The 18,863-nt window shown below is 70.3% G+C and carries 17 protein-coding genes and 1 other RNA gene; 6 read left to right on the top strand and 12 right to left on the bottom strand.

What is annotated here, in order from left to right; translation table 11 throughout:
- Nucleotides 1-88: 88 nt before the first annotated feature.
- An RNA gene (ffs, locus tag WEB03_RS00910) (signal recognition particle sRNA small type) lies at nucleotides 89-187 on the bottom strand.
- Nucleotides 188-432: 245 nt separating this feature from the next.
- Between ffs and WEB03_RS00905 the strand changes: the two genes are divergently transcribed.
- From WEB03_RS00905 to WEB03_RS00890, 4 genes are all read left to right on the top strand, one after another.
- Nucleotides 433-996, top strand: coding sequence for a hypothetical protein (locus WEB03_RS00905; protein WP_368069092.1), 564 nt, complete (start codon nucleotides 433-435; stop codon nucleotides 994-996).
- 12 nt (nucleotides 997-1,008) lie between these two features.
- Nucleotides 1,009-2,409 carry a flotillin family protein gene (locus WEB03_RS00900; RefSeq protein WP_368069091.1) on the top strand — a complete coding sequence of 467 codons (1,401 nt, stop codon included), beginning with the start codon at nucleotides 1,009-1,011 and terminating at the stop codon, nucleotides 2,407-2,409.
- Nucleotides 2,410-2,760: 351 nt separating this feature from the next.
- Nucleotides 2,761-3,975 carry a serine/threonine-protein kinase gene (locus WEB03_RS00895; RefSeq protein WP_368069090.1) on the top strand — a complete coding sequence of 405 codons (1,215 nt, stop codon included), beginning with the start codon at nucleotides 2,761-2,763 and terminating at the stop codon, nucleotides 3,973-3,975.
- The gene (locus WEB03_RS00890) at nucleotides 3,972-4,418 is read left to right on the top strand and encodes a hypothetical protein (RefSeq protein WP_368069089.1); all 447 of its coding nucleotides are present in this window, start codon (nucleotides 3,972-3,974) and stop codon (nucleotides 4,416-4,418) included. Before WEB03_RS00895 ends, WEB03_RS00890 begins: the two co-directional genes overlap by 4 nt.
- Nucleotides 4,419-4,429: 11 nt before the next feature.
- On the opposite strand, the gene WEB03_RS00885 is transcribed toward WEB03_RS00890, so the two are convergent.
- From WEB03_RS00885 to WEB03_RS00875, 3 genes are all read right to left on the bottom strand, one after another.
- Nucleotides 4,430-4,843 carry an arsenate reductase ArsC gene (locus WEB03_RS00885; protein WP_368069088.1) on the bottom strand — a complete coding sequence of 138 codons (414 nt, stop codon included), beginning with the start codon at nucleotides 4,841-4,843 and terminating at the stop codon, nucleotides 4,430-4,432.
- Nucleotides 4,840-5,958 carry an ACR3 family arsenite efflux transporter gene (gene arsB / locus WEB03_RS00880; RefSeq protein ID WP_368069087.1) on the bottom strand — a complete coding sequence of 373 codons (1,119 nt, stop codon included), beginning with the start codon at nucleotides 5,956-5,958 and terminating at the stop codon, nucleotides 4,840-4,842. The genes WEB03_RS00885 and arsB overlap by 4 nt, the downstream gene beginning before the upstream one ends.
- Before the next feature lie 69 nt (nucleotides 5,959-6,027).
- On the bottom strand, nucleotides 6,028-6,483 hold the full coding sequence (locus tag WEB03_RS00875) for an ArsR family transcriptional regulator (RefSeq protein WP_368069086.1): 456 nt from the start codon (nucleotides 6,481-6,483) through the stop codon (nucleotides 6,028-6,030).
- Nucleotides 6,484-6,880: 397 nt separating this feature from the next.
- Here WEB03_RS00875 and WEB03_RS00870 point away from each other — a divergent pair, with 397 nt between their 5' ends.
- Nucleotides 6,881-9,223 carry a choice-of-anchor B family protein gene (locus WEB03_RS00870; RefSeq protein ID WP_368069085.1) on the top strand — a complete coding sequence of 781 codons (2,343 nt, stop codon included), beginning with the start codon at nucleotides 6,881-6,883 and terminating at the stop codon, nucleotides 9,221-9,223.
- 251 nt (nucleotides 9,224-9,474) lie between these two features.
- Here the strand turns inward: WEB03_RS00870 and WEB03_RS00865 are convergent, their stop codons facing one another.
- From WEB03_RS00865 to WEB03_RS00835, 7 genes are all read right to left on the bottom strand, one after another.
- Nucleotides 9,475-10,086: an RES domain-containing protein gene (locus WEB03_RS00865; RefSeq protein ID WP_368069084.1), complete on the bottom strand. Its 612-nt coding sequence runs from the start codon at nucleotides 10,084-10,086 to the stop codon at nucleotides 9,475-9,477.
- Nucleotides 10,083-10,613: a hypothetical protein gene (locus WEB03_RS00860; RefSeq protein ID WP_368069083.1), complete on the bottom strand. Its 531-nt coding sequence runs from the start codon at nucleotides 10,611-10,613 to the stop codon at nucleotides 10,083-10,085. Before WEB03_RS00860 ends, WEB03_RS00865 begins: the two co-directional genes overlap by 4 nt.
- Before the next feature lie 286 nt (nucleotides 10,614-10,899).
- A complete protein-coding gene (locus tag WEB03_RS00855) occupies nucleotides 10,900-11,397 on the bottom strand; it encodes a hypothetical protein (protein WP_368069082.1) in 498 nt (165 codons plus the stop codon).
- Between the two features lie 149 nt (nucleotides 11,398-11,546).
- Nucleotides 11,547-11,987, bottom strand: a complete 441-nt coding sequence (locus tag WEB03_RS00850; RefSeq protein WP_368069081.1) for a DUF4234 domain-containing protein — start codon at nucleotides 11,985-11,987, stop codon at nucleotides 11,547-11,549.
- Nucleotides 11,988-12,342: 355 nt separating this feature from the next.
- Entirely contained in the window at nucleotides 12,343-12,738 is a 396-nt protein-coding gene (locus tag WEB03_RS00845; RefSeq protein WP_368069080.1) for a VOC family protein, read from the bottom strand.
- Nucleotides 12,731-13,651, bottom strand: coding sequence for a carbon-nitrogen hydrolase family protein (locus tag WEB03_RS00840; RefSeq protein WP_368069079.1), 921 nt, complete (start codon nucleotides 13,649-13,651; stop codon nucleotides 12,731-12,733). Before WEB03_RS00840 ends, WEB03_RS00845 begins: the two co-directional genes overlap by 8 nt.
- Nucleotides 13,648-14,496, bottom strand: a complete 849-nt coding sequence (locus WEB03_RS00835; protein ID WP_368069078.1) for a class I SAM-dependent methyltransferase — start codon at nucleotides 14,494-14,496, stop codon at nucleotides 13,648-13,650. The genes WEB03_RS00840 and WEB03_RS00835 overlap by 4 nt, the downstream gene beginning before the upstream one ends.
- A 107-nt stretch (nucleotides 14,497-14,603) precedes the next feature.
- Here WEB03_RS00835 and WEB03_RS00830 point away from each other — a divergent pair, with 107 nt between their 5' ends.
- The gene (locus tag WEB03_RS00830) at nucleotides 14,604-17,726 is read left to right on the top strand and encodes an AAA family ATPase (RefSeq protein WP_368069077.1); all 3,123 of its coding nucleotides are present in this window, start codon (nucleotides 14,604-14,606) and stop codon (nucleotides 17,724-17,726) included.
- Nucleotides 17,727-18,457: 731 nt separating this feature from the next.
- On the opposite strand, the gene WEB03_RS00825 is transcribed toward WEB03_RS00830, so the two are convergent.
- The coding region (locus tag WEB03_RS00825; RefSeq protein WP_368069076.1) for a hypothetical protein at nucleotides 18,458-18,863 on the bottom strand (406 nt) is incomplete at its 5' end.

Raw genomic sequence — 18,863 nt, 5'->3', positions numbered from 1 at the left:
CGAGCGCCCGGCTCGTGACGCCCGCCGACGCGCTCGGGCGCCCAGCCCGGACGAGCAGCAGCGGGGCCGCGCACTCGGTGGGGTCCGGCGACGGGCGCCCGGCTCGGCACCCGTCCGAGAACGGCTTAGGGCTGCTGCCTCTCGGCCCTGACCCGGTTCACCGGGGGACGTCACCGACGGACGCCCGTCACCGCACTCCACCGCAGGCGCGACCCCGCGAGGAGCCGACCGTACCCGGCGGCTCGCGCTCTCGTCGAACACCGACGGGTTCTCCACCCAGATGCAGTCATCAGACTGCAACCGATCCACCGCGCCACCGCCTCTCCCACCGCCAGCCCGTGCGCGTCCCCAGTTGCAGTCATCAGACTGCAACTGGTCCACCGCGGACTTCCCGAGCCCCGCCGGGGTCCAGCCGACTACGGTGCGGTCATGGTGGATCTCGTCCTGGGGGGCAACGCGGTGACCGCGTTCATCGTCATCGGCGCGATCGGGCTGCTGTTGCTGTTGGCCTCGCTCGTGCTCGGCGAGGTGTTCGACGGCCTGTTCGGCGCGTTCGATGTCGACGCCGGGGGCGGGGTGTTCTCCGGCCCGGTGCTCGGCGCCTTCCTCGCCGCCTTCGGGTTCGGCGCGGCACTCATCATGTTCTCGACCGGCGTGGGCGCGACCGCCGGCGCGCTCGGTGGTCTGGCCAGCGGCCTGGTGCTCGGCGGCCTGTCGCTGCTGATGATGCGGTCGCTGGTGAACATGCCCACCGACGAGACCGCGACGACCCAGGGCCTGGAGGGTTCGCCGGCCATCGTCATCACCACCATCCCCGACGAGGGCTACGGCGAGGTGACGGTCCGCCACCACGGCGAGCAGCGCAAGTACAACGCCCGCGCCGCCGAGCGGATCACCGCCGGCACGCAGGTCTGGGTGACCGCCGTGCTCTCCACCTCGGCGCTGCTCGTGTCCGCCTCGCCACCGAACTCGCCAGCGACACCCACCGACGCCTGACCGGAGCTGCCCGTGTTCGACTTCATCACCTCGTCGCCGTTGATCACGGGCATCATCGGTGCCGGGATCCTGCTGATCCTCGTCGCCTACCTGATCGTGTCGCGCATCAAGGTCGCGGGTCCGAACGAGGCGTACATCATCACCGGGCGCAAGGGATCGCCGGTCAAGAACCCCGAGACCGGTGAGGTCTCGCACGACATGAGCGGCCAGAAGGTCGTCATGGGTGCCAGCGTTTTCGTGCTGCCGTTCGTCCAGCGGCTGCACGTGATGGATCTCTCCAGCCGCCGCATCTCGGTCAGCATCCGGGGGGCGGTCTCCTCCCAGGGCATCAAGGCCGACCTCGACGGCGTCGCGGTGGTGAAGGTCGGAGGCAACGAGGACGCCATCCGTGCCGCGTCGCAGCGCTTCCTCACCCAGCAGTCCGAGGTCGACACCTTCACCACCGAGGTGCTGGCCGGGTCCCTGCGCGCGATCGTCGGTCGGTTGACGGTCGAGGAGATCATCAAGGACCGGGCCACCTTCGCCTCGGCGGTCGCCGAGGAGGCCGAGACCTCGCTGACCAACCAGGGCCTCACGCTCGACACCTTCCAGCTCCAGGACATCCAGGCCGAGGGCGACTACCTCAACGACCTCGGTCGCCCCGAGGCAGCCCGGGTCGAGCAGGCCGCCAAGATCGCCGAGGCGCGCGCGAACCAGGCCGCCGAGGAGGAGCGTCTCCGCGCCGAGGAGGCGGTCGCGATCCAGCAGCGCCAGCTCGAGCTGAAGCAGGCCGAGATCAAGGCCGAGACCGACGAGGCCCAGGCCCAGGCCGCAGCCGCCGGACCGCTCCGCGAGGCCGCCCGCAACCGTGAGGTCATCCAGGAGCAGGAGCTGGTCGCCGAGCGCGCGGCGGCCCTGCGCGACCGTCAGCTCGATGCCGAGGTCAGGAAGCCCGCGGACGCCGAGCGCTACCGCATCGAGCAGGAGGCCGAGGCGCGCAAGAACTCGGCCATCTTCGACGCCGAGGCGGAGAAGGCCCGCCGTGCCCGCATGGCCGAGGCGGTCGAGCTCGAGGGCCGCGCCGAGGCCGAGGCGACCCGCGCCAAGGGTGAGGCCGAAGCGGAAGCTCGCCGGAAGAACGCCGAGGCGTTCAGCCACTACGGCCAGGCCGCCACCCTCGACCTGATCACCGCGGTCCTGCCCGAGCTGGTCAGCGCCGCCAGCGAGCCCTTGAGCGCCGTCGAACGGATGACGGTCATCTCCACCGACGGTGCCTCGTCGCTGGCCAAGACGGTGGCGAGCAACGTCGAACAGGGCATGCAGATCGGCTCGGATCTGACCGGTATCGACCTGCGCGCCCTGCTCGCGCGTCACGGGTCGACCCGTGACGACGGGCCGCTCGACGACGACCTGTCACCGGACCCGCTCGACTGAGAACGGCCGGACCGCGGTCGCGGGAGCGGCAGCGGTCGACCGGCGCGTCGCCGACCCTCAGCGGCCGAGGATCCGGTCCAGGACCGACCGGCCACGGGCGGCCTCAGCGCGTTCCTCGAGCGTGCACGAGCACCGCTGCTCAGCGGGCACGCCGGCGAGGGCCTGTTCGACGTGCTGGCCGCACCCGGCCCACGTCGTCTTCGCGCAGGCACGGCAGGTGGTTCGGTGGCACACGGTGAGCTGCTCCGGGTCGGGTCGGGTCGGGCCGCCATCGCAGCCCCGTCGGCCGCAGCATGGAACCCGACCGGGCGCATGGTCGCTCGGCCCGGACGGCCGGTTAGGTTCGTGGCCATGAGCCTCCCGAGCGGCACGGTCCTCGCCGACCGGTACGACCTCACCGACCGCATCGCCAGCGGCGGGATGGGCGACGTCTACCGCGCGGTCGACCGACGCTTGTCCCGGACCGTCGCGATCAAGCTCCTGCGGACCGACGACTCCGTGGCCGAGCAGCGGTTCGCCACCGAGGTCGCCACGCACGCCGGGCTGCAGCACCCCGACATCGTGGTCCTCTTCGACGCCGACGACCACGAGGGCAGGCCGTTCCTGGTCATGGAGTACGTGGGGGGTCCCTCCCTGACCGAGCTGCTCCGGTCCGGGCCGTTGCCCATCGACCAGGTCCGCGACACCGGCCGGCGCATCGCGTCGGCGCTCGCGTACGCCCACGAGCGCGGGATCATCCACCGCGACGTGAAGCCGAGCAACGTGCTCCACGACAGCGCCGGGTGCGCCAAGCTCGCGGACTTCGGCATCGTCCGCCTCGCCGACGCGGCCGGGTTGACCGCCACGGGCACAGCCCTCGGGAGCGTCGGGTACGTCGCACCGGAGCAGCTCACCGACGGCGACAACGTCGGGCCGGGCGCCGACGTCTACGCGCTCGGACTGCTCCTCCTCGAGGCGGCGACCGGTGAGCGCGCCTTCGACGGGCCCGGTACCGAAGCGGCGTTCCAGCGGCTGTCGCGCGACCCCGAGGTCCCCGAACACCTGCCAACCGACCTCGCCGAGCTGCTGCGCGCCATGACCCAGCGTGAGCCGAGCGCTCGGCCCTCGGCGGCGGAGGTCGCGACGCGGATCGCGGGTGACGCGCCTCGAGTGGACGCGACGGCGGTCCTGCCCGAGTCGCCCGAGATGGAGACCACCACACCGGTCACCACCGCCACGGCGGGAGGATCAGCCACGGGGGGGCCGGCCATGGCCGGGGCGACCGAGGAGCCGACCGAGGCGATCGACGCTCCCATCACGACGCCGTCCGGCCCGCCCGTGCGCAGCATCGATGACCTGGTCCGGTCGCGACCCTGGGCTCCGTACGCCATCGCCGCGGCGCTCGGCATCCTCGTGCTCGTTGGCATCACCTCGCTCGTCGGCAACGCGGGCGAGGACGCGCCGGACGGCAACGAGGCCACAGCGGACGACGCCAGCGGCGAGGGGGACGGTTCGGACCCCGAGGTACAGCTCGACCCCGACCTGGTCGACGCCTTCGACCGGCTGGATGAGGTGGTGCGACCGTGACCACGTTCCGTACGCGCGCCGCCGCAGTGCTCACCGGCGCGGCGCTGATCACCGCCGGCTGCGGTGGGTCGAGCGACCTGTCGGACAACGCCACCACGCAGCTGCAGGAGGTCGCTGCCGCAGCCCGTTCCGCGGTCGAAGCCGGCGACGATGCGGGCGCGGCGGCGCACCTCGATGACCTCCGCGCCCGGGTGGACCGTCTGCGGGACAGCGGCGAGATCAGCGAGGAACGCGCCGCGGCCATCCTCGAGACCGCCGACGAGGTCGCGACCCTCCTCGCCGTCGACGACGCCGAGCCCGAGCCCGAGCCCGAGCCCGAGCCCGAGCCCGTGGAGCCGGAGCCGACCGATCCACCGCCGCCGCCGGACGACGACGACGACGACGAGAAGGGCCGCGGCAAGGGAGAGGACCGCGGGGAGAAGCGCGGCAAGAAGGACGACTGAGCTGGCAGGTCTCAGTCCGTGTCGGTCACGCCGAGCTCACTCATGAGTCCCTCGACCCGAGCGCGGATCTGGTCCCGGATGGGGCGAACCGCGTCGACGCCCTTGCCCGCGGGGTCCTCGAGCGGCCAGTCGACGTAGCGCTTGCCCGGCAGGACCGGGCAGGTGTCACCGCAACCCATGGTGACCACGACGTCGGTGGCTTCGAGCGTCTCCTCGGTCCACCGCTCGGGCCGTGCATCGGCGATGTCGATGCCGACCTCGGCCATCGCCTCGACCGCCGCGGGGTTGACGTGTTCGGCGGGCTCGGAGCCGGCGGACAGGACCTGGACGCGATCCTGCGCGAGGTGCTGCAGCCAGCCGGCGGCCATCTGCGAGCGGCCAGCGTTGTGGACGCAGAGGAACAGGACGATGGGGGTGTCGCTCACGGTGTGCCTTCCGTTCTCGCTTGGTCGTCGGGGCCGTAGAACCTGCGGCGAGCCCAGAGGGCGACGTAGACCAGGCCCACCAGGACGGGGACCTCGATCAGCGGCCCCACCACGCCGGCCAGGGCCTGGCCCGAGGTGGCCCCGAACACGCCGATGGCGACCGCGATCGCGAGCTCGAAGTTGTTGCCCGCGGCCGTGAACGACAGCGTGGCGTTGCGCTCATAGCCGAGGCCGATCCGCTTCCCGATCACGAACGAGACGCCGAACATCAGCGCGAAGTAGACCAGCAGTGGCACCGCGATCCGGCCGACGTCGAGCGGACGGTTGGTGATCTGCTCGCCCTGCAGCGCGAACAGCATCACGACGGTGGCGAGCAGCCCGTACAGCGCCCACGGGCCGATGCGGGGCAGGAACGTGCCCTCGTACCACTCCCGACCCTTGCGCTTCTCGCCCAGGGTGCGGGACAGGTAGCCGGCCAACAGAGGGATCCCGAGGAACACCAACACCGCCTGAGTGATCTGCCACAGCGAGACGTCCAGGGTCTGCTGCTCGAGACCGAGCCAGCCCGGCAGGACCGACAGGTAGAAGTAGCCGAGCAGCGAGTACGCCACGATCTGGAACACCGAGTTGATCGCGACCAGGACCGCGGCCGCATCCCGGTCGCCACAGGCGAGGTCGTTCCAGATCAGCACCATCGCGATGCACCGGGCCAGCCCGACGATGATCAGACCGGTGCGGTACTCGGGCAGGTCCGGCAGGAACGTCCACGCCAGGGCGAACATCAACGCCGGGCCGACGACCCAGTTCAGCACCAGCGAGGTGACGACCAGGCGCCGATCGGCGACCACCTCGCCGAGCTGCCCGTACCGCACCTTGGCCAGCGGTGGGTACATCATCACCAGCAGGCCGACCGCGATCGGCAGCGACACCGTGTCGATCTTGAACGCCTCGAGCGCGTCGCCGACCCCCGGGATCAGCCGTCCGAGCAGGATGCCGGCGAGCATGGCGGCCCCGATCCACACCGGCAGGAAGCGGTCCAGCAGCGACAGCTTCTCCATCACCGCGGCGTCGCGGGCGTCCACGGTCGCCTGGACCGAGGGTTGCGAGGGTTCCATGGTCGCTCCGGTGAGGCGCAGGTCGTGACCCAGCCCGGTTCGACGGGGTCGGTGGGGGTGGGGGATGGGTCAGTCGAGGACGGGCAGGCTGGTCGCGGTCTCGAGCGCGGCGATGACCTCCGGGTCACCCACGCCGAGGACGCAGCCGGCGCGTTCACGGAACTCGAGCCGTAGGCCGAGGCGATCACGGACCGGGCGCTCGAGCGGGAGGCCGGCGACCACCGCGAGCAGCCGCTCGAGGGTCGGATCGGGCTGGTCGACACGCCCGTAGTGCACCCAGGTCCCGATGCGCTCCTGGGTCGTGACGAGCCCCGCTCGCCTCAGGGCCGCCAGATCACGGGAGACCTGGTAGTCCTCGAGCTCGAGGACGTCGGCGATCTCGCACCCACACAGGGTGTCGTCGACCTCGAGGAACAGGCGCAGGATCCGCAGACGCCGCGACATCCCGAGGACACCGAGGACATCAGCGAACCCGTCGAGGGTGGAGCCGTCGGGGAACGGGGCCCCATCGGACGCCCGTGGCATCGCGCTCGCTCCGACCTCGGTGCTGCTCGGCAGACTGTTTGCACCTCGTTGGAGGCAACATACGCCCACTTGCGCTCACGTGCAAGCAACGCCGGAGTCCGTACGAACCGAGCCGCCTGACCAGGGCAGACCGGGGATCGATCGTGCGCCTGCTGGAGGAGGCTCCCATGAGTTCGCCCACACCTGAGCCGCGGCGAGCTCCGAGGATGCGGGACTTCGAGGTCAGTGCACCGCGTGGAACGTTCGACCACCGCATCCGTCCTCGGACGAGGCAGGAACTTCGCCCGTCCACGTCCAAGCCCTGACCAGTGCGGTCTCGCTGTGTTGCCAGCGCAACGGCGTCCGGTCCACCGAGGATCGAACGCCCCGAGGCCCCGTCCGGTCGAGGGAGACGATCATGGTCGAGGTTCCGAGCACCCTCCGGCGGTCCGCCGCCATCCTGGTGGCGGCGCTGCTCGCCGCCCTGATGGTGGCGCCGGCGGCATCCGCCCATCCCGGCGAGACCCACGCGATGTCGGAGGCGGGAGGGCTCGGGGTGGAGATCCTCGCTCCCGACGGCCTCAGCGGCTTCCTCGGGGCCGTCCAGTGGGGCGACACCGGGGAGGTCGCCGACCAGAGGGCCGAGCTGGTGTACGTGGGCTCCGGCTGCAGCCCGGTGAGCTACGCCGGCAAGGACGTGGAGGACAAGATCGCCTTCGCCGACGCGGAGGCGCGCAACACCGCCGGGGATCCCTGCCCGGCCTCCACGTTCGCCCAGTTGGTGCAGTCGGCCGAACGAGCCGGGGCCATCGGGTTCGTCCACCTCCCCGCCGAGGGTGCAGAGCCGAACGGCAACGCCACCGCGGTGCAGGCGTCCATCCCCGCGCTCGACCTGTTCCGCACCGACGACGCCGTCGCCGTGCGTGACGCGATCCGCGGCGGCGCGAGCGTCGAGGCGATGCTCACGGACACGACCGAGCCGATCGCCTCGATGTCCGACGTCCCCTGCGTCGACGGGCAGGCCGGTCCGTTCGCCTGCGACGGCGTCGACCTCCTCTCGCTCACCGCAGCGGACGAGATCGACAGCGCCGGCATCAGCGACCTGTGGGGCTGGACCGACGCCGACGAGGGCGGCGAGTACGTCATCATGGGCAAGACCAACGGGGTCGCGTTCTTCCGCATCACCGACCCGTTGAACCCCGAGTACCTCGGCGAGCTCCCGAACCCGGGCCTGACGCACGAGACCTGGCACGACATCAAGGTGTACGACGACCACGCCTTCATCGTCAGTGAGTCCCAGGGTCACGGCATGACGATCTTCGACCTCACGCGCTTGCGTGACGTCCGCGACGGCGACCGTGAAGGCGACCCCTGGGACAACGACGCCGTCTACCGCCTGGCCACGGCGGCACACAACCTCGAGATCAACACCGAGACCGGTTTCGCCTACATCGTCGGTGGCAACGCCGGGATCGCGGTCCCGGACCAGTGCTTGTCCGGTCTGCACATGGTCGACATCAACGAACCGAAGAACCCGACGTTCGCCGGCTGCTACCTGTTCGAAGGCGGGCCCGGCACCGCGGCCCGCGTGGTCGGCCCGCCCGTCACCGAGGTTTCGCCGGCCGCCTACGTCCACGACGCGCAATGCGTCATCTACCGCGGCCCCGACGAGGAGCACCACGGCAAGGAGATCTGCCTCAACGCTGCCGAGGACAAGATCGTCATCGTCGACGTCACGAACAAGCTCGCGCCGGTCACCCTCGGGGTCACCGACTACGAGCACGTCGCCTACGCCCACCAGAACTGGCTCGACGAGGACCAGGAGTTCCTGTTCGTCAACGACGAGCTGGACGAGCAGACCCACGACGAGGTGACGACCTCCCGGACGGTGGTGCTCGACGTCCGTGACCTCGACAACCCGAAGCCGCACCACTACTACGAGCACGAGTACACCGAGTCGATCACGCACAACAACTACGTGGTCGGCGACCACCTCTACCAGTCGAACTACTCGTCCGGCCTCCGGGTCGCCGACATCAGCGGCATCGCCGACGGGCACATGGAGGAGGTCGGGTTCTTCGACACGTACCCGACGAACGACGACACCAACTTCGACGGCACCTGGTCGAACTACCCGTTCTTCGAGTCCGGCACCATCGCCGTCAGCGGCCGGGCAGAGGGACTGTTCCTCCTGCGCCTCACCGAGGAGACGACGGTCGAGGAGCGGGGTGTCGACATCGCCTGCGTCGACTGTCCGGTCGAGATCCGCTCGGGCGAGCGCGGGACCGCAGCGATGACGGTCACCAACACCGGCAACGTCGGTGACACCTACGTGGTGACGGTCGATGGCCTACCCGACGGGTGGACCGCGACCGCCGACCCCGACACGGTCGCCGTGGACGCGGGAGCGACCGAGGGCGTGGACGTGACGATCGACGTCCCGCGCAAGGCCCGCGCCGGGTCGTACGTGCTCACGGTCACCGCTACGTCGGCGCAGGACCCCGGCGTCAGCGATGCGGCCGAGGTCGACGTCGAGGTCGTCAAGGGTCGACCCTCGGACGCGGGCCGATCGGGTGGCTCCGCGGGATCCGCGGGCTCCGACGGTGACGGTCGGGTCACCGCGGCTGGCCAGGACGATGCGGTCCTCGCCGCGGGATCGACACCCGGGTCCGGTGCACCGATCACGCTGGCCACGGTGCTGTTGGCCGTCGCCGTCGCGATGCTGACGCGCACCACGATGCGTCGGCACCTGACCACCTGAACGATCACGTGGAAGCACCCCGGGGGCGGCGGGAACCTGCCGCCCCCGGCCAGCGGAGCCAGATCAGCCGTTCCGCCGCAACACCTGTCGTTCGCCACGCTGATGGGACCACCCGGTTGCCACGAGCTAGGGACCACCTCGGGCGGGACGGTTCCCGACGCTTCAGCAGACGCGACCGCCGAGTTCCGCGCACCTACGCGTTCAGCGCGCGGTCGGCAGCAGCGGCTGCTCCTGCCGCCACGGTTGTCCGGTCAGGCCAGCCAGGAGACGGGCACCGAGAATCCGTCACCGATAACGGCTGTGACCAGCACGTCGGTCGCGGCAGCCAGCGGGACGGCGTCGGGCTCGAGGTCGGCATGCTGACAGAACGCGACGTTGGTCTGTGACGGGGTGGTCCGCGACCGGTAGCGGATCGCGTGCACGTCGTCCCACCAGCCCGCGACCAGGTCGGTGAGCCGGCCGCAGGCGGCGAGGAACGGGTCGGGCCGCTCGCGGGTGCGGATCTGGGGCAGGCGGCCGGTCGAGATCCGGTCATCGATGCCGAGCGCGTCCAGCACCGTCTCGGACGTCAGGTCGAGCATGCGGACGCGGCCGCGGAGGGTGACCAGGCGCAGGTGGGCGTCGCCTTCCGGGATGCGCCGTTCGGGGAAACGTTCGCGCAGTGCGGTCCGCGGCGTCCAGCCCGCGTAACGGACACGGAAGCTGCCCGACACCGGGTCGAACCGGTGGTAGGGCTGGGCGAACCCGTCCCACGACCATGTAGGCGGGTCGGTGGTGTCGACGCGGGCGAGGGTCACCTCGACCGCCCGTGGCCGCCTCAGTCCTGCCGGGCGCTTGTCCGGCAGGTCGAAGACGACGGTCACGTGGCGTATCCGTCGCGGTAGTGGGCCAGCAGTGTGAGCACTTCGTCCGTACGGCGGCTAATGAGCAGGTCAACCAGCGACCTTCCGTCGAGCTCGGGCCGAGGGGTGCGCATGATCTGGTCGGCCAGAACAGGGTCGCCGGCTGCGGCGTCCAGCAACGGGCCGATGACGGCGCTGAGATCGTGGCGTAGCCCAGAGCGGGTGAACTGCCAGTCGGGATGGTAGGTCTCACGGCCGATGGCCAGGCCGAGCAGTTGGCGGCGCCGGCGGGCGGACGCGAGGGTGCGCCGGTCGTTCCAACTTCGGACAGTGTCGATCACCTCGCTGGTAGCGAGCGCGTTGGCGAGGAACGTCTCGGCGGCGGCGGTTTCGCGCTGGTCGGCGAGGGTGGCCGCCATGCGCCGCATGTCGTCGGTGACCGCGCCTTCGTGGTCGGGGTCGGCGAGCAGGGCGAGGACGGGTTCGACCACGTCAGGTTCGCGCTGCTGGCGGTCCCGTACGGCCTGGTAGGTCGTCTCGGCCAGCATCCCATCTCCTGTCCGCACCGTCTGCACCCGAAAGCCTATCGTGCGTCTGCATCGTCTGCAGGCCAGGGGTGGCGCCGTCGTGTCACCCGCCGATCACATGTTTGGTCGCGAGGCTCGCCACGTCGGCGGCGCCATCCGACTCGCGACCGCGTGGAGGCCATAGCCACGTTTCGAGAACTGCGCGCAACGCCCGTTGCAGCTACATCACCGCCCGCGCTCAGGTGAGTGACTCGACTCGTGGGCGCCTCAAGGACATGGGCCGAGGCCAGCGCGCATAGCTGGTGCGTCAGCCCTGATGGCCGGTGGCGACGGCGAGCTCTCGGAAGAACGTCACGCACTGGGCGGCGTGCCGATACGTGAGGGAGCCGTGACCTCCCTTGGTGCGCCCGAGCACCTCGGCGGTCGGCAGATGACGGTGGCCGTGTGCGATCGCATGGCGGACCTTCACCCAACTATTGAGACGGCCGACCACCTCGTCGGAGCTGCGTCGTCCACCGGTTCCCGCCGATGACCACCTGGGACGAGGATCATCGCCAAGGAGCCGCAGCAGCCGACAGACCTCGCCCGCGTCGGGTGTGCTGAAACGACCGACCTCCCGGGTTGCCAGTTCGATCAATGGACCGGTCGCATTCAGCAGACGCAGATACTCGGTGTCGTCCGAGCGGTTCGCAGGAGGCTCGGTCACCGTGGCGAGTGCCGTGCCGACGTACGTCTCGACCCACGCCTGCCACGCGGCGACCGTCAGCACGACCACAGATCGGTTCAGCGCCACGTCGCGGGACACCCATTGCTTGGGGGGCAGCTCATCGCGAAGCGCGAGCAAGGCCTCAGGGCACGGCCATCGCGCGAGCGAAGTCCGAGCCGGCACGAGTAGCCGCAGCAGGATTCAGGCCGGTACGCGTCACAGCGGGACCGCTGGGAAGCCTGCGGCTATCAGTCGGTCGCCAGTGCTGCCGGTGTCGGCGCTGCAACCGCGAGGGCAGTCACACCTGCCGACCGTTCCCATGCTGCGTTGAGCGCGCTCTGCATGTAGGCCGTCTGGAACATATTGATCAGCGGGATGAACATCAGCACCAGAGCCAGGACCGGACTGATCGTCGAGGTCACGCCGGCCCTCTCCTGCACCCGCCGGATGCGCTCGGCGGTGTTGTAGAGCGAGACGAACGGCGGAACGATCAGCACGAGCCCCAGCGACACGGCCAGCAGCGCCACGCCTGGGCTGACATCTTCGCCCTGCGACCGCAGCTCTGCGTTGATCTTGTAGTACCAGACGAGTTGGTAGATCCCCAATGTGACGATCGCCAGCCCCAGCGGAGCTAGTGGGTGGCGCACCTTGACGGTGGCGCCGTTGTCGAGCGTGTGCGTGGAAGCCATGCAGTCCCCTGAGAGTCCCTGAGCCGCGCGTACCGCCGCCCCGTCACCCAGTCGGCCGCTTCCCCTGATTGCTTGAGCGCTCTCGCACCACATGCGATGTGACGGCAGGCATGTTGACGCGGACTCTCAGTCGTTCATGACGGATCTCGACGGGAGGGATCGATCCGGCACTCGAGGCCACCGAACGATCAAGGAGCGATCGTCGGGCGTTGTCCGTGGTCCTGGACCAGGATCGCGGTAATCGCACCCCGCTCGAGACCTGACTTCGGGCGGGGCGCGCCGACGAGCGGGCCGCCGAAACGGTCATCGTTCAGCCGCACGCGGGCCCTCAGCCAACTTGCCCCTCCGACCCTGATCAAGCGGTTGGGGCGAAGAACTCGAGTGCGATGCCGTCGGGGTCTCTGAAGCTGAGTCCTGAGCCGTAGTGCGCATCGATGATGCCGCCGTGGGGGATGCCGAGGTCGTCGAGGTGGGTCTCCCATGAGGCGAGAGCTGCCCGATCGGCGCAGCCGAAGGCGATGTGGTCGAGCCCGGTGCGGAGCTCGGTGAACGTGTCGTCGGCGTCGGTGCCCGGGTGTTCGTGCAGCCCGAGGAGCGTGCCGCCGACCATGAACACCGTGTGATGGAAGCCGCCATCGGTCGGTTCGTCGAGCACCGGGTCAGCACCGATGAGACGGCGGTACCAGGGGCGGCTCACGGCCAGGTCCTTGACGGTCACGGCGACGTGGCCGATCGCGGGGAAGTCAGTCATCGTTGTCTCCAGTCGTGTTGATGGTCAGTGCGAGGACGTCGGGTCGGGCGTAGTGCCCGACGGGGTCGAAGAGCCGGCGTCCAGCGGCGATCCGGTCGAGGTCGAGGGTGGCGGTCAGCGTCCCCTCGGCGCCGATCAGTGGCCCCTCGAGGACTTCGCCGCCCGGGGCGACGATGGTGGTGTTGCCGCGGGAGAGGAAGTCCTCGGTGTCGCCGTAGATCTTGTCGGCGCCGGCGAGGTCCCGAGGGATGTCGCAGCCGCGGAGGTAGGCGGTGACGCCGACGACGAACACCTGGCCTTCCTTGGCGATGTGCTGCAACGTCGGCCCCCAGACATCGCTGTTGTCCCAGGTCGGGACGAGGAGGACGTCGATGCCCTTCTGGTAGAGCGCCGCGCGAGCGAGCGGCATGTAGGCCTCCCAGCAGATGAGCGAGGCAACCTTGACACCTCCGATGTCCACGACGGTCAGCAGCGGACCCTGCCCGTTGGACCAGACGAGCCGTTCCGCCCCGGTGGGGACGAGCTTGCGATGGAGACCCGCGATGTCGCCAGAACTGTCGATGTAGACCACAGCGTTGTAGAGCGTGCCCGAACTGCTCCGCTCGGTGATGGCCAGTGCAACCCACACGCCGGCCGCTGCCGCCGCGGCGCGGGCTTCGTCGAGGGCGGGCCCGTCGACCTCGACCGCCTGCTCCTGGAACCGCGCGTACCAGTCTGTGTCGTCCATGGGGGTGCGGCGCCACACCCAGTCGGGGTAGCCGGGCACGAACGACTCGGGAAACACGACGAGGTCCGCACCATCGGCGCCTGCCCGGGTGACGTGCTCCGCGACGATGCCCAGGGTGGCGTCGCGGTCCAGGTAGGCCGGGGTGGCCTGTACGGCAGCGACGCGGAACGATCCCCGCCCGCTCATCGGGTGGCTCCCGCGATGACGAGCTCGCACGGTCCGACGAACCCGTCGGCGGTGTCGTACTGGCTGAGCGTGGTCTCGATCTCGTTCCAGACGTCGTCCTGCTCGTCGCTGCCCATGGCGCCGAGCATCTGGTGCAGTGCGCCGAACGACTCACGTTCGAACCGGACGCATTCGGCGGCAGACGGGAGGCGGACGGGCGCGTCGATGACCTCGACGACGACGTCGTGGAACCTGGCCTGTGTGAGGTCGTGCGTGAGGACCTCGGGGTCCGCGAGGCTGAACGGACCGGGCTGGCCGGGTGCTGGTGCGGGCAGTCCGGCCCGTTCACGGATGATCGAGACGGGCAGCGAGAAGAACCCGTTGGTGGCGGCGGTGGAGTAGGTCACGGTCGCGAACCGGCCGCCGTCACGGAGGACGTGGTGGATCCCGCTCAGCGCCTGGTGGCGATCCGGGAAGTAGATGAGTCCGACCCGGGAGATGGCAGCGTCGAAGCTCGCGGCGGGGAGGTGGTGGAGGTGTTCGCCGTCGAGCTCGCGCGTGGAGATGTTCTCCACTCCGGCCGCTGCCGCTGCTCGCGCCGCGTGCTGCAGGATCACCGGTGACAGGTCGGTCGCCAGCACCGTGCCGTTCGGGCCGACACGCTGGGCTGCGGCGATGCTCTGGCCACCGGCGCCTGCAGCCACATCGAGCACGCGGCCCGCTGTCTCCACGCCGGCGAGCTCGAGCATGCGATCGGTCGCAGGTCCGAGCCAGGACTCGAGGAGTTGGGCCCAGTCGTTCCAGCCGGCGGCGTAGTCCTGCCACTGCTGACGGGTCGCGAGCTTGTACTGATCGGCATCAAACATGATCTGTTCGCCTTCCCGGGCGTGAGGTGTCAACCTGTAGGCGCCAGAAGCCGTCGCTTTCCGCCAGGTTCCATCTGGCGATCCTCCGGCTCGACGGAAGACGTGCGATGCCGGACGTAGGCCAGGTTGGGATCGTCGGTCGATCGGGGCCGCTGCAACGCCTCGGTGAAGCGATGGCGGCGTCGGCCCAGGGCCGCCGGTCGGCGACCCTGGTGAGTGGCGAGGCCGGCATCGGGAAGACGTCGTTGGTCCGGTCAGCGATCGAGGCATCCACGGTCGAGCTGGTCGTGGGCTGGGGCACGTGTTGGCCTGGCGGCGGGGCGCCGGGGTTCTGGCCATGGATGCAGGTGTTCGCGGACCTCGCCCGGTCCGTCGGGTCGCAGGCCGTCCGGGAGGCTGCGGGCCCCGACCGCGACCTGCTCTCGGTGCTTGTGCGTGACCTGGGACCGGTAGGGGAGGCTTCCGGCGACCCCGAGGGGAACCGCTTGCTCCTGCTCGATGCCGCGGTCCGTTGGCTGGAGGCACTCACGGTGGACCGCCACATCGGGGTCGTGCTCGACGACCTGCAGTGGGCCGACCCGTCCACCTTGGACCTGTTCGACCACGTGCTCGCCTCGCCGGTGACGGCTCGTCTGATGCTCGTCGGTGCCTACCGCCACAACGAGCTCGATGGCGAGACCCGGCCGAGGGTCGCGCGGCTCGCGTCGCGCGCCGACCACGTCCACCTTGACGGGTTGACGGTGGAGGCGGTCGAGGAGCTGGTCGGAGCCATCGGTGGCCCCGCCGTCTCCGCCGCCGCGCTCCATCGGCGCACCGGCGGCCACCCGCTGTTCGTGAGCGAGCTGGCCAGACTGTCCGACGAGGACGGCGACCGCCGTCTGCCCTCGGTGGTCACCGATGCGGTTGGGCGACGGATCGACGCGTTACCCGAGGAGACCCGCCGCACGCTCGAGTCGGCCAGCGTGCTCGGGAACCGTCTCCTCCCGGACGTCCTCGCGACGGTGGATGGCGAAGCCCTGGCCGTCATCATCGACCGACTGTCGCCCGCCATCGACGCCGGCGTGCTGCGAACCACCGCTCAGGACGGAACGTGGTTCGCCCACGACCTGTTCCGAGAAGCCCTCTACGACCGTCTCGACGCTACCCAGCGATCGCTGCTCCATGGGCTGGTCGCGGACGCGTTGGCGGAGCGCAGCAGACGGGGCGGGGATGTCCCGCCGAGCGACCTGGCGCGGCACTACGCCAAGGCGGCGACGTCACGCGGCGGGAAGGGCGCGATCCACTGGGCTCGCCAGGCGGCCGCCGACGAACGTCGCCGTTCCGCGTTCACGGAGGCGGCAGGTCACCTGCTCCGCGCACGCCAGAGCGTGGTCGACGCCGGATGCAGCATCGAGCCCGACGTCCTCGTCCGGCTCCTGATCGAGGAGGCCGGCGACCGGGCACGGTCCGGCGATCCAGACGGTGCCCGGTCGCTGCTTGCCGGCGCGGCCAAGGCCGCACCCGACCCGGCACGCCAGGCCGACGTGGCGCTCGCGGTGCAGCGGCTCGGCGCGAAGTTCGCTGCGCCCCGCGACGCGATCATCGGCCAGCTCGAGACGGCGCTCGAAGCCGTGACGGGGCTCGACCTCGCCAGGGAGGCTCGGCTGACGGCCGCCCTGGCCCGGGAGTTGCAGCATTCGGTGTCCGGGGACCGGGCGCGCGCCGGTCCTCTCAGCGAACGAGCGATCGTCCTCGGCCGCCGCTCGAACGACGACGAGACGCTCGCCGCTTGCCTCCTCGCGCGTCATGACGGGCTCTGGGGACCGGGCACCGGAGCCGAACGGGCACAGCTCGGGCACGAGATCGCGACGGTGGGGAGCCGACTCGGCGCCACGGACTGCGTCGCGGAGGGTCTGCTCCTGGAAGCCAACGGGCTGCTCGAGTCCGGCTCAGCGGGCTTCCGGCCGGTGCTCGCACGGTGGCTCGCACTCCTCGACGCGCGCGACGAGCCTCGCGACCGCTACATGACCGCGACCCGCCGTGCCGCGCTCGCCCTCCTCGATGGCGACACCGGCCGAGCCGAAACCCTGATGGAAGAGGCCGCCCGGATCGGTGAACGCATCCACGAACCCGACACCGGCAACGTGCTCATGTCCCAACGGGTCGCCCTCGCCCGCGCACGCGACGATCCCGATGAACTGCGTGCCCTGGCAGGCGACGCCGTCCGGTGGTGGACCGGGTCGCCCGTCCTCGCATATGGGGTCGCGGCCGGCGCCTACACCGCCGCCGGCGACCTCGTCGCGGCCGGCCGAGCGGTCGCCACGGTGGCGGCGTGCGGAGGGTGGCAGAGCGAAGGTTCGTACCTCCGCTCGGTCCTGGTGTCCCACCTCGCCGAGGCCGCCACCGCGCTGGGTGACCATGAGCTGTGCCGCGACCTGCTCACCGACATCGAACACCTGACCGACAGCTGCGGTGTCAACGGCGCGATCGTGGCCTTCGCGGGCCCCTTCGCCCACACCGCCGGCATCCTCGCTGGCGGACTCGGGGACCTCCGCACCGCCGACGCGATGCTGCGCCAATCGGTCGCCACCGCCCGGCGGCTCGGCGCCGAGGTCTGGGTTCGACAGGGCACGGCCGCGCTGGAGACGCTCAGCACCGATGAACCCGAGCCAGCCAACCGGTCCGCTACGCGTCCTACGGCTGCCGTCGCCTCGCTGACGAGATCCAACGGGGTGTGGAGCATCTCCTGGCGTGCCGAGCATGCCCACCTCCCACATCTCAAAGGCCTCGCAGACATCGCCACCCTCGTCCGCCTCCGCGGCCAGGAAGTGCCGGCCCTGCAGCTCGCCGGTGGCGCCTCAGCGAGCGCTGGCGCGAGCGACCAACTCATCGACCGCGACGCGCTGCACGCCTACCGGCAACGGCTCAACGAGCTTGCCGTCGAGATCGACCGAGCTGCCGATGACGCCGATCTGGGACGAGTCCAGCGTCTCCAAGACGAACGCGAGCATCTCCTGGCCGAGGTGGGTCGCGCCACGGGCCTCGGCGGCCGTCTCCGCAACAGCCCCAACGACCCCGCCGAACGCGCAAGAAAAGCCGTCACTGCCCGGATCCGGGACGTGATCGGTCGCCTGGCCACCACAGCTCCGGTGCTCGCCGCACATCTCGATCGGTCCATCCGCACCGGCCTGCGATGCTCGTACGTTCCCCTCGGCGAGGACGCCGAGATCACCTGGGAAGTCCACACCTGAAGCCCGTCGCCACGCGCCGATCTCGGTCGAGGACGCAATGGCCGATCTTCATCTGTAGACGCGACCCGTTCCTGCCCAGTGACCAGGACGTCCCCGACGAGCTCGTGACGCGCCGAGGCGAGGACCGTCGCTGGGTGCGTGCCACGGTCGTAACACGGTCCCCGTGCACGTTGATTCAGACCCCGACCATGCTCAGCCATGCGAAGTCCACGAAGTACAGAAACAATCCGGTGCAGGACCGCGCGGGATGCCCAGTACATGACGGCGCGTGCCGCTGCCCAGGGGCCAGTCCTTGAACCCCACTGCGGCGTCCCATCGGCGGGGCTTCACGTAACGAGGCATCATCGAGGGCTCACTGGCGTTCACCCTTCCGGTCTTCGCCTTCACCTGTGGCCACTGGATGGAACAGCAGCCCTTGGGCTTGGTCACCTGAGCTTCGCACCCACCGTTACCAGCGACGCACGTCAGGTCGGGGACAGGCCATCGAGCACAGGCCCCGGCTACACCTTCGACATCGTCGACCTCCAGTTGATGTATCCACTCAACACGTGCGACCTCGTGTCGCACCGAGACTTTGCGCGTGCGGGTCAACGGCTGGAACCGCGCACAACGCTGATGCATGAAGGCGAAGCTGGGCATCTGCAGCACGTTCGACAAGGTGAGGCAGATCGGTCACTACCGGCGGGTGGCCAAGCTCAGCGGATGGATCGCGGCTCGACGCGCCCCGGAGATCAGGTGAGGGATTCCAGTGCCTCCAGCGCAGTCTGGGCGAGGCCGCCGCGGGTCAACGCCCGGCCCGTAGCGGCGGCACGGTTGTGGCGCTCGGCGGGCATCCACTCGGCGAGGATGGCCGCCACCTCATCGAGGCGCTGCCGCTGAGTCCCGTAGGCCTCGGCAGCGCCCTCCGGGTCGGCGTGGAGCAGCGTCACGGCGTGCTCGTCCGCGCCCTCCTCACAGAGCAGCTCGATGAGGTTGTGCACGGCGACGTACAGATGCGTCCACGCGCCCTGCTGCCAGCAGCGTCGGATGAGCTCTGTGAAGTCCTCGATCGCCTCGGCCCCGGCCCCGTGACGTGACGACACGCTGACGATGGTGACGCGGGCGACGTTGCCGATCACGCTGGCGCCGGTCCTCCGG

This window comes from Nitriliruptor sp., assembly GCF_040882075.1.
Classification (GTDB): domain Bacteria; phylum Actinomycetota; class Nitriliruptoria; order Nitriliruptorales; family Nitriliruptoraceae; genus Nitriliruptor.
Note: the sequence above shows the minus strand (reverse complement) of the source record. Positions and strands in the feature narration are given on the sequence as shown.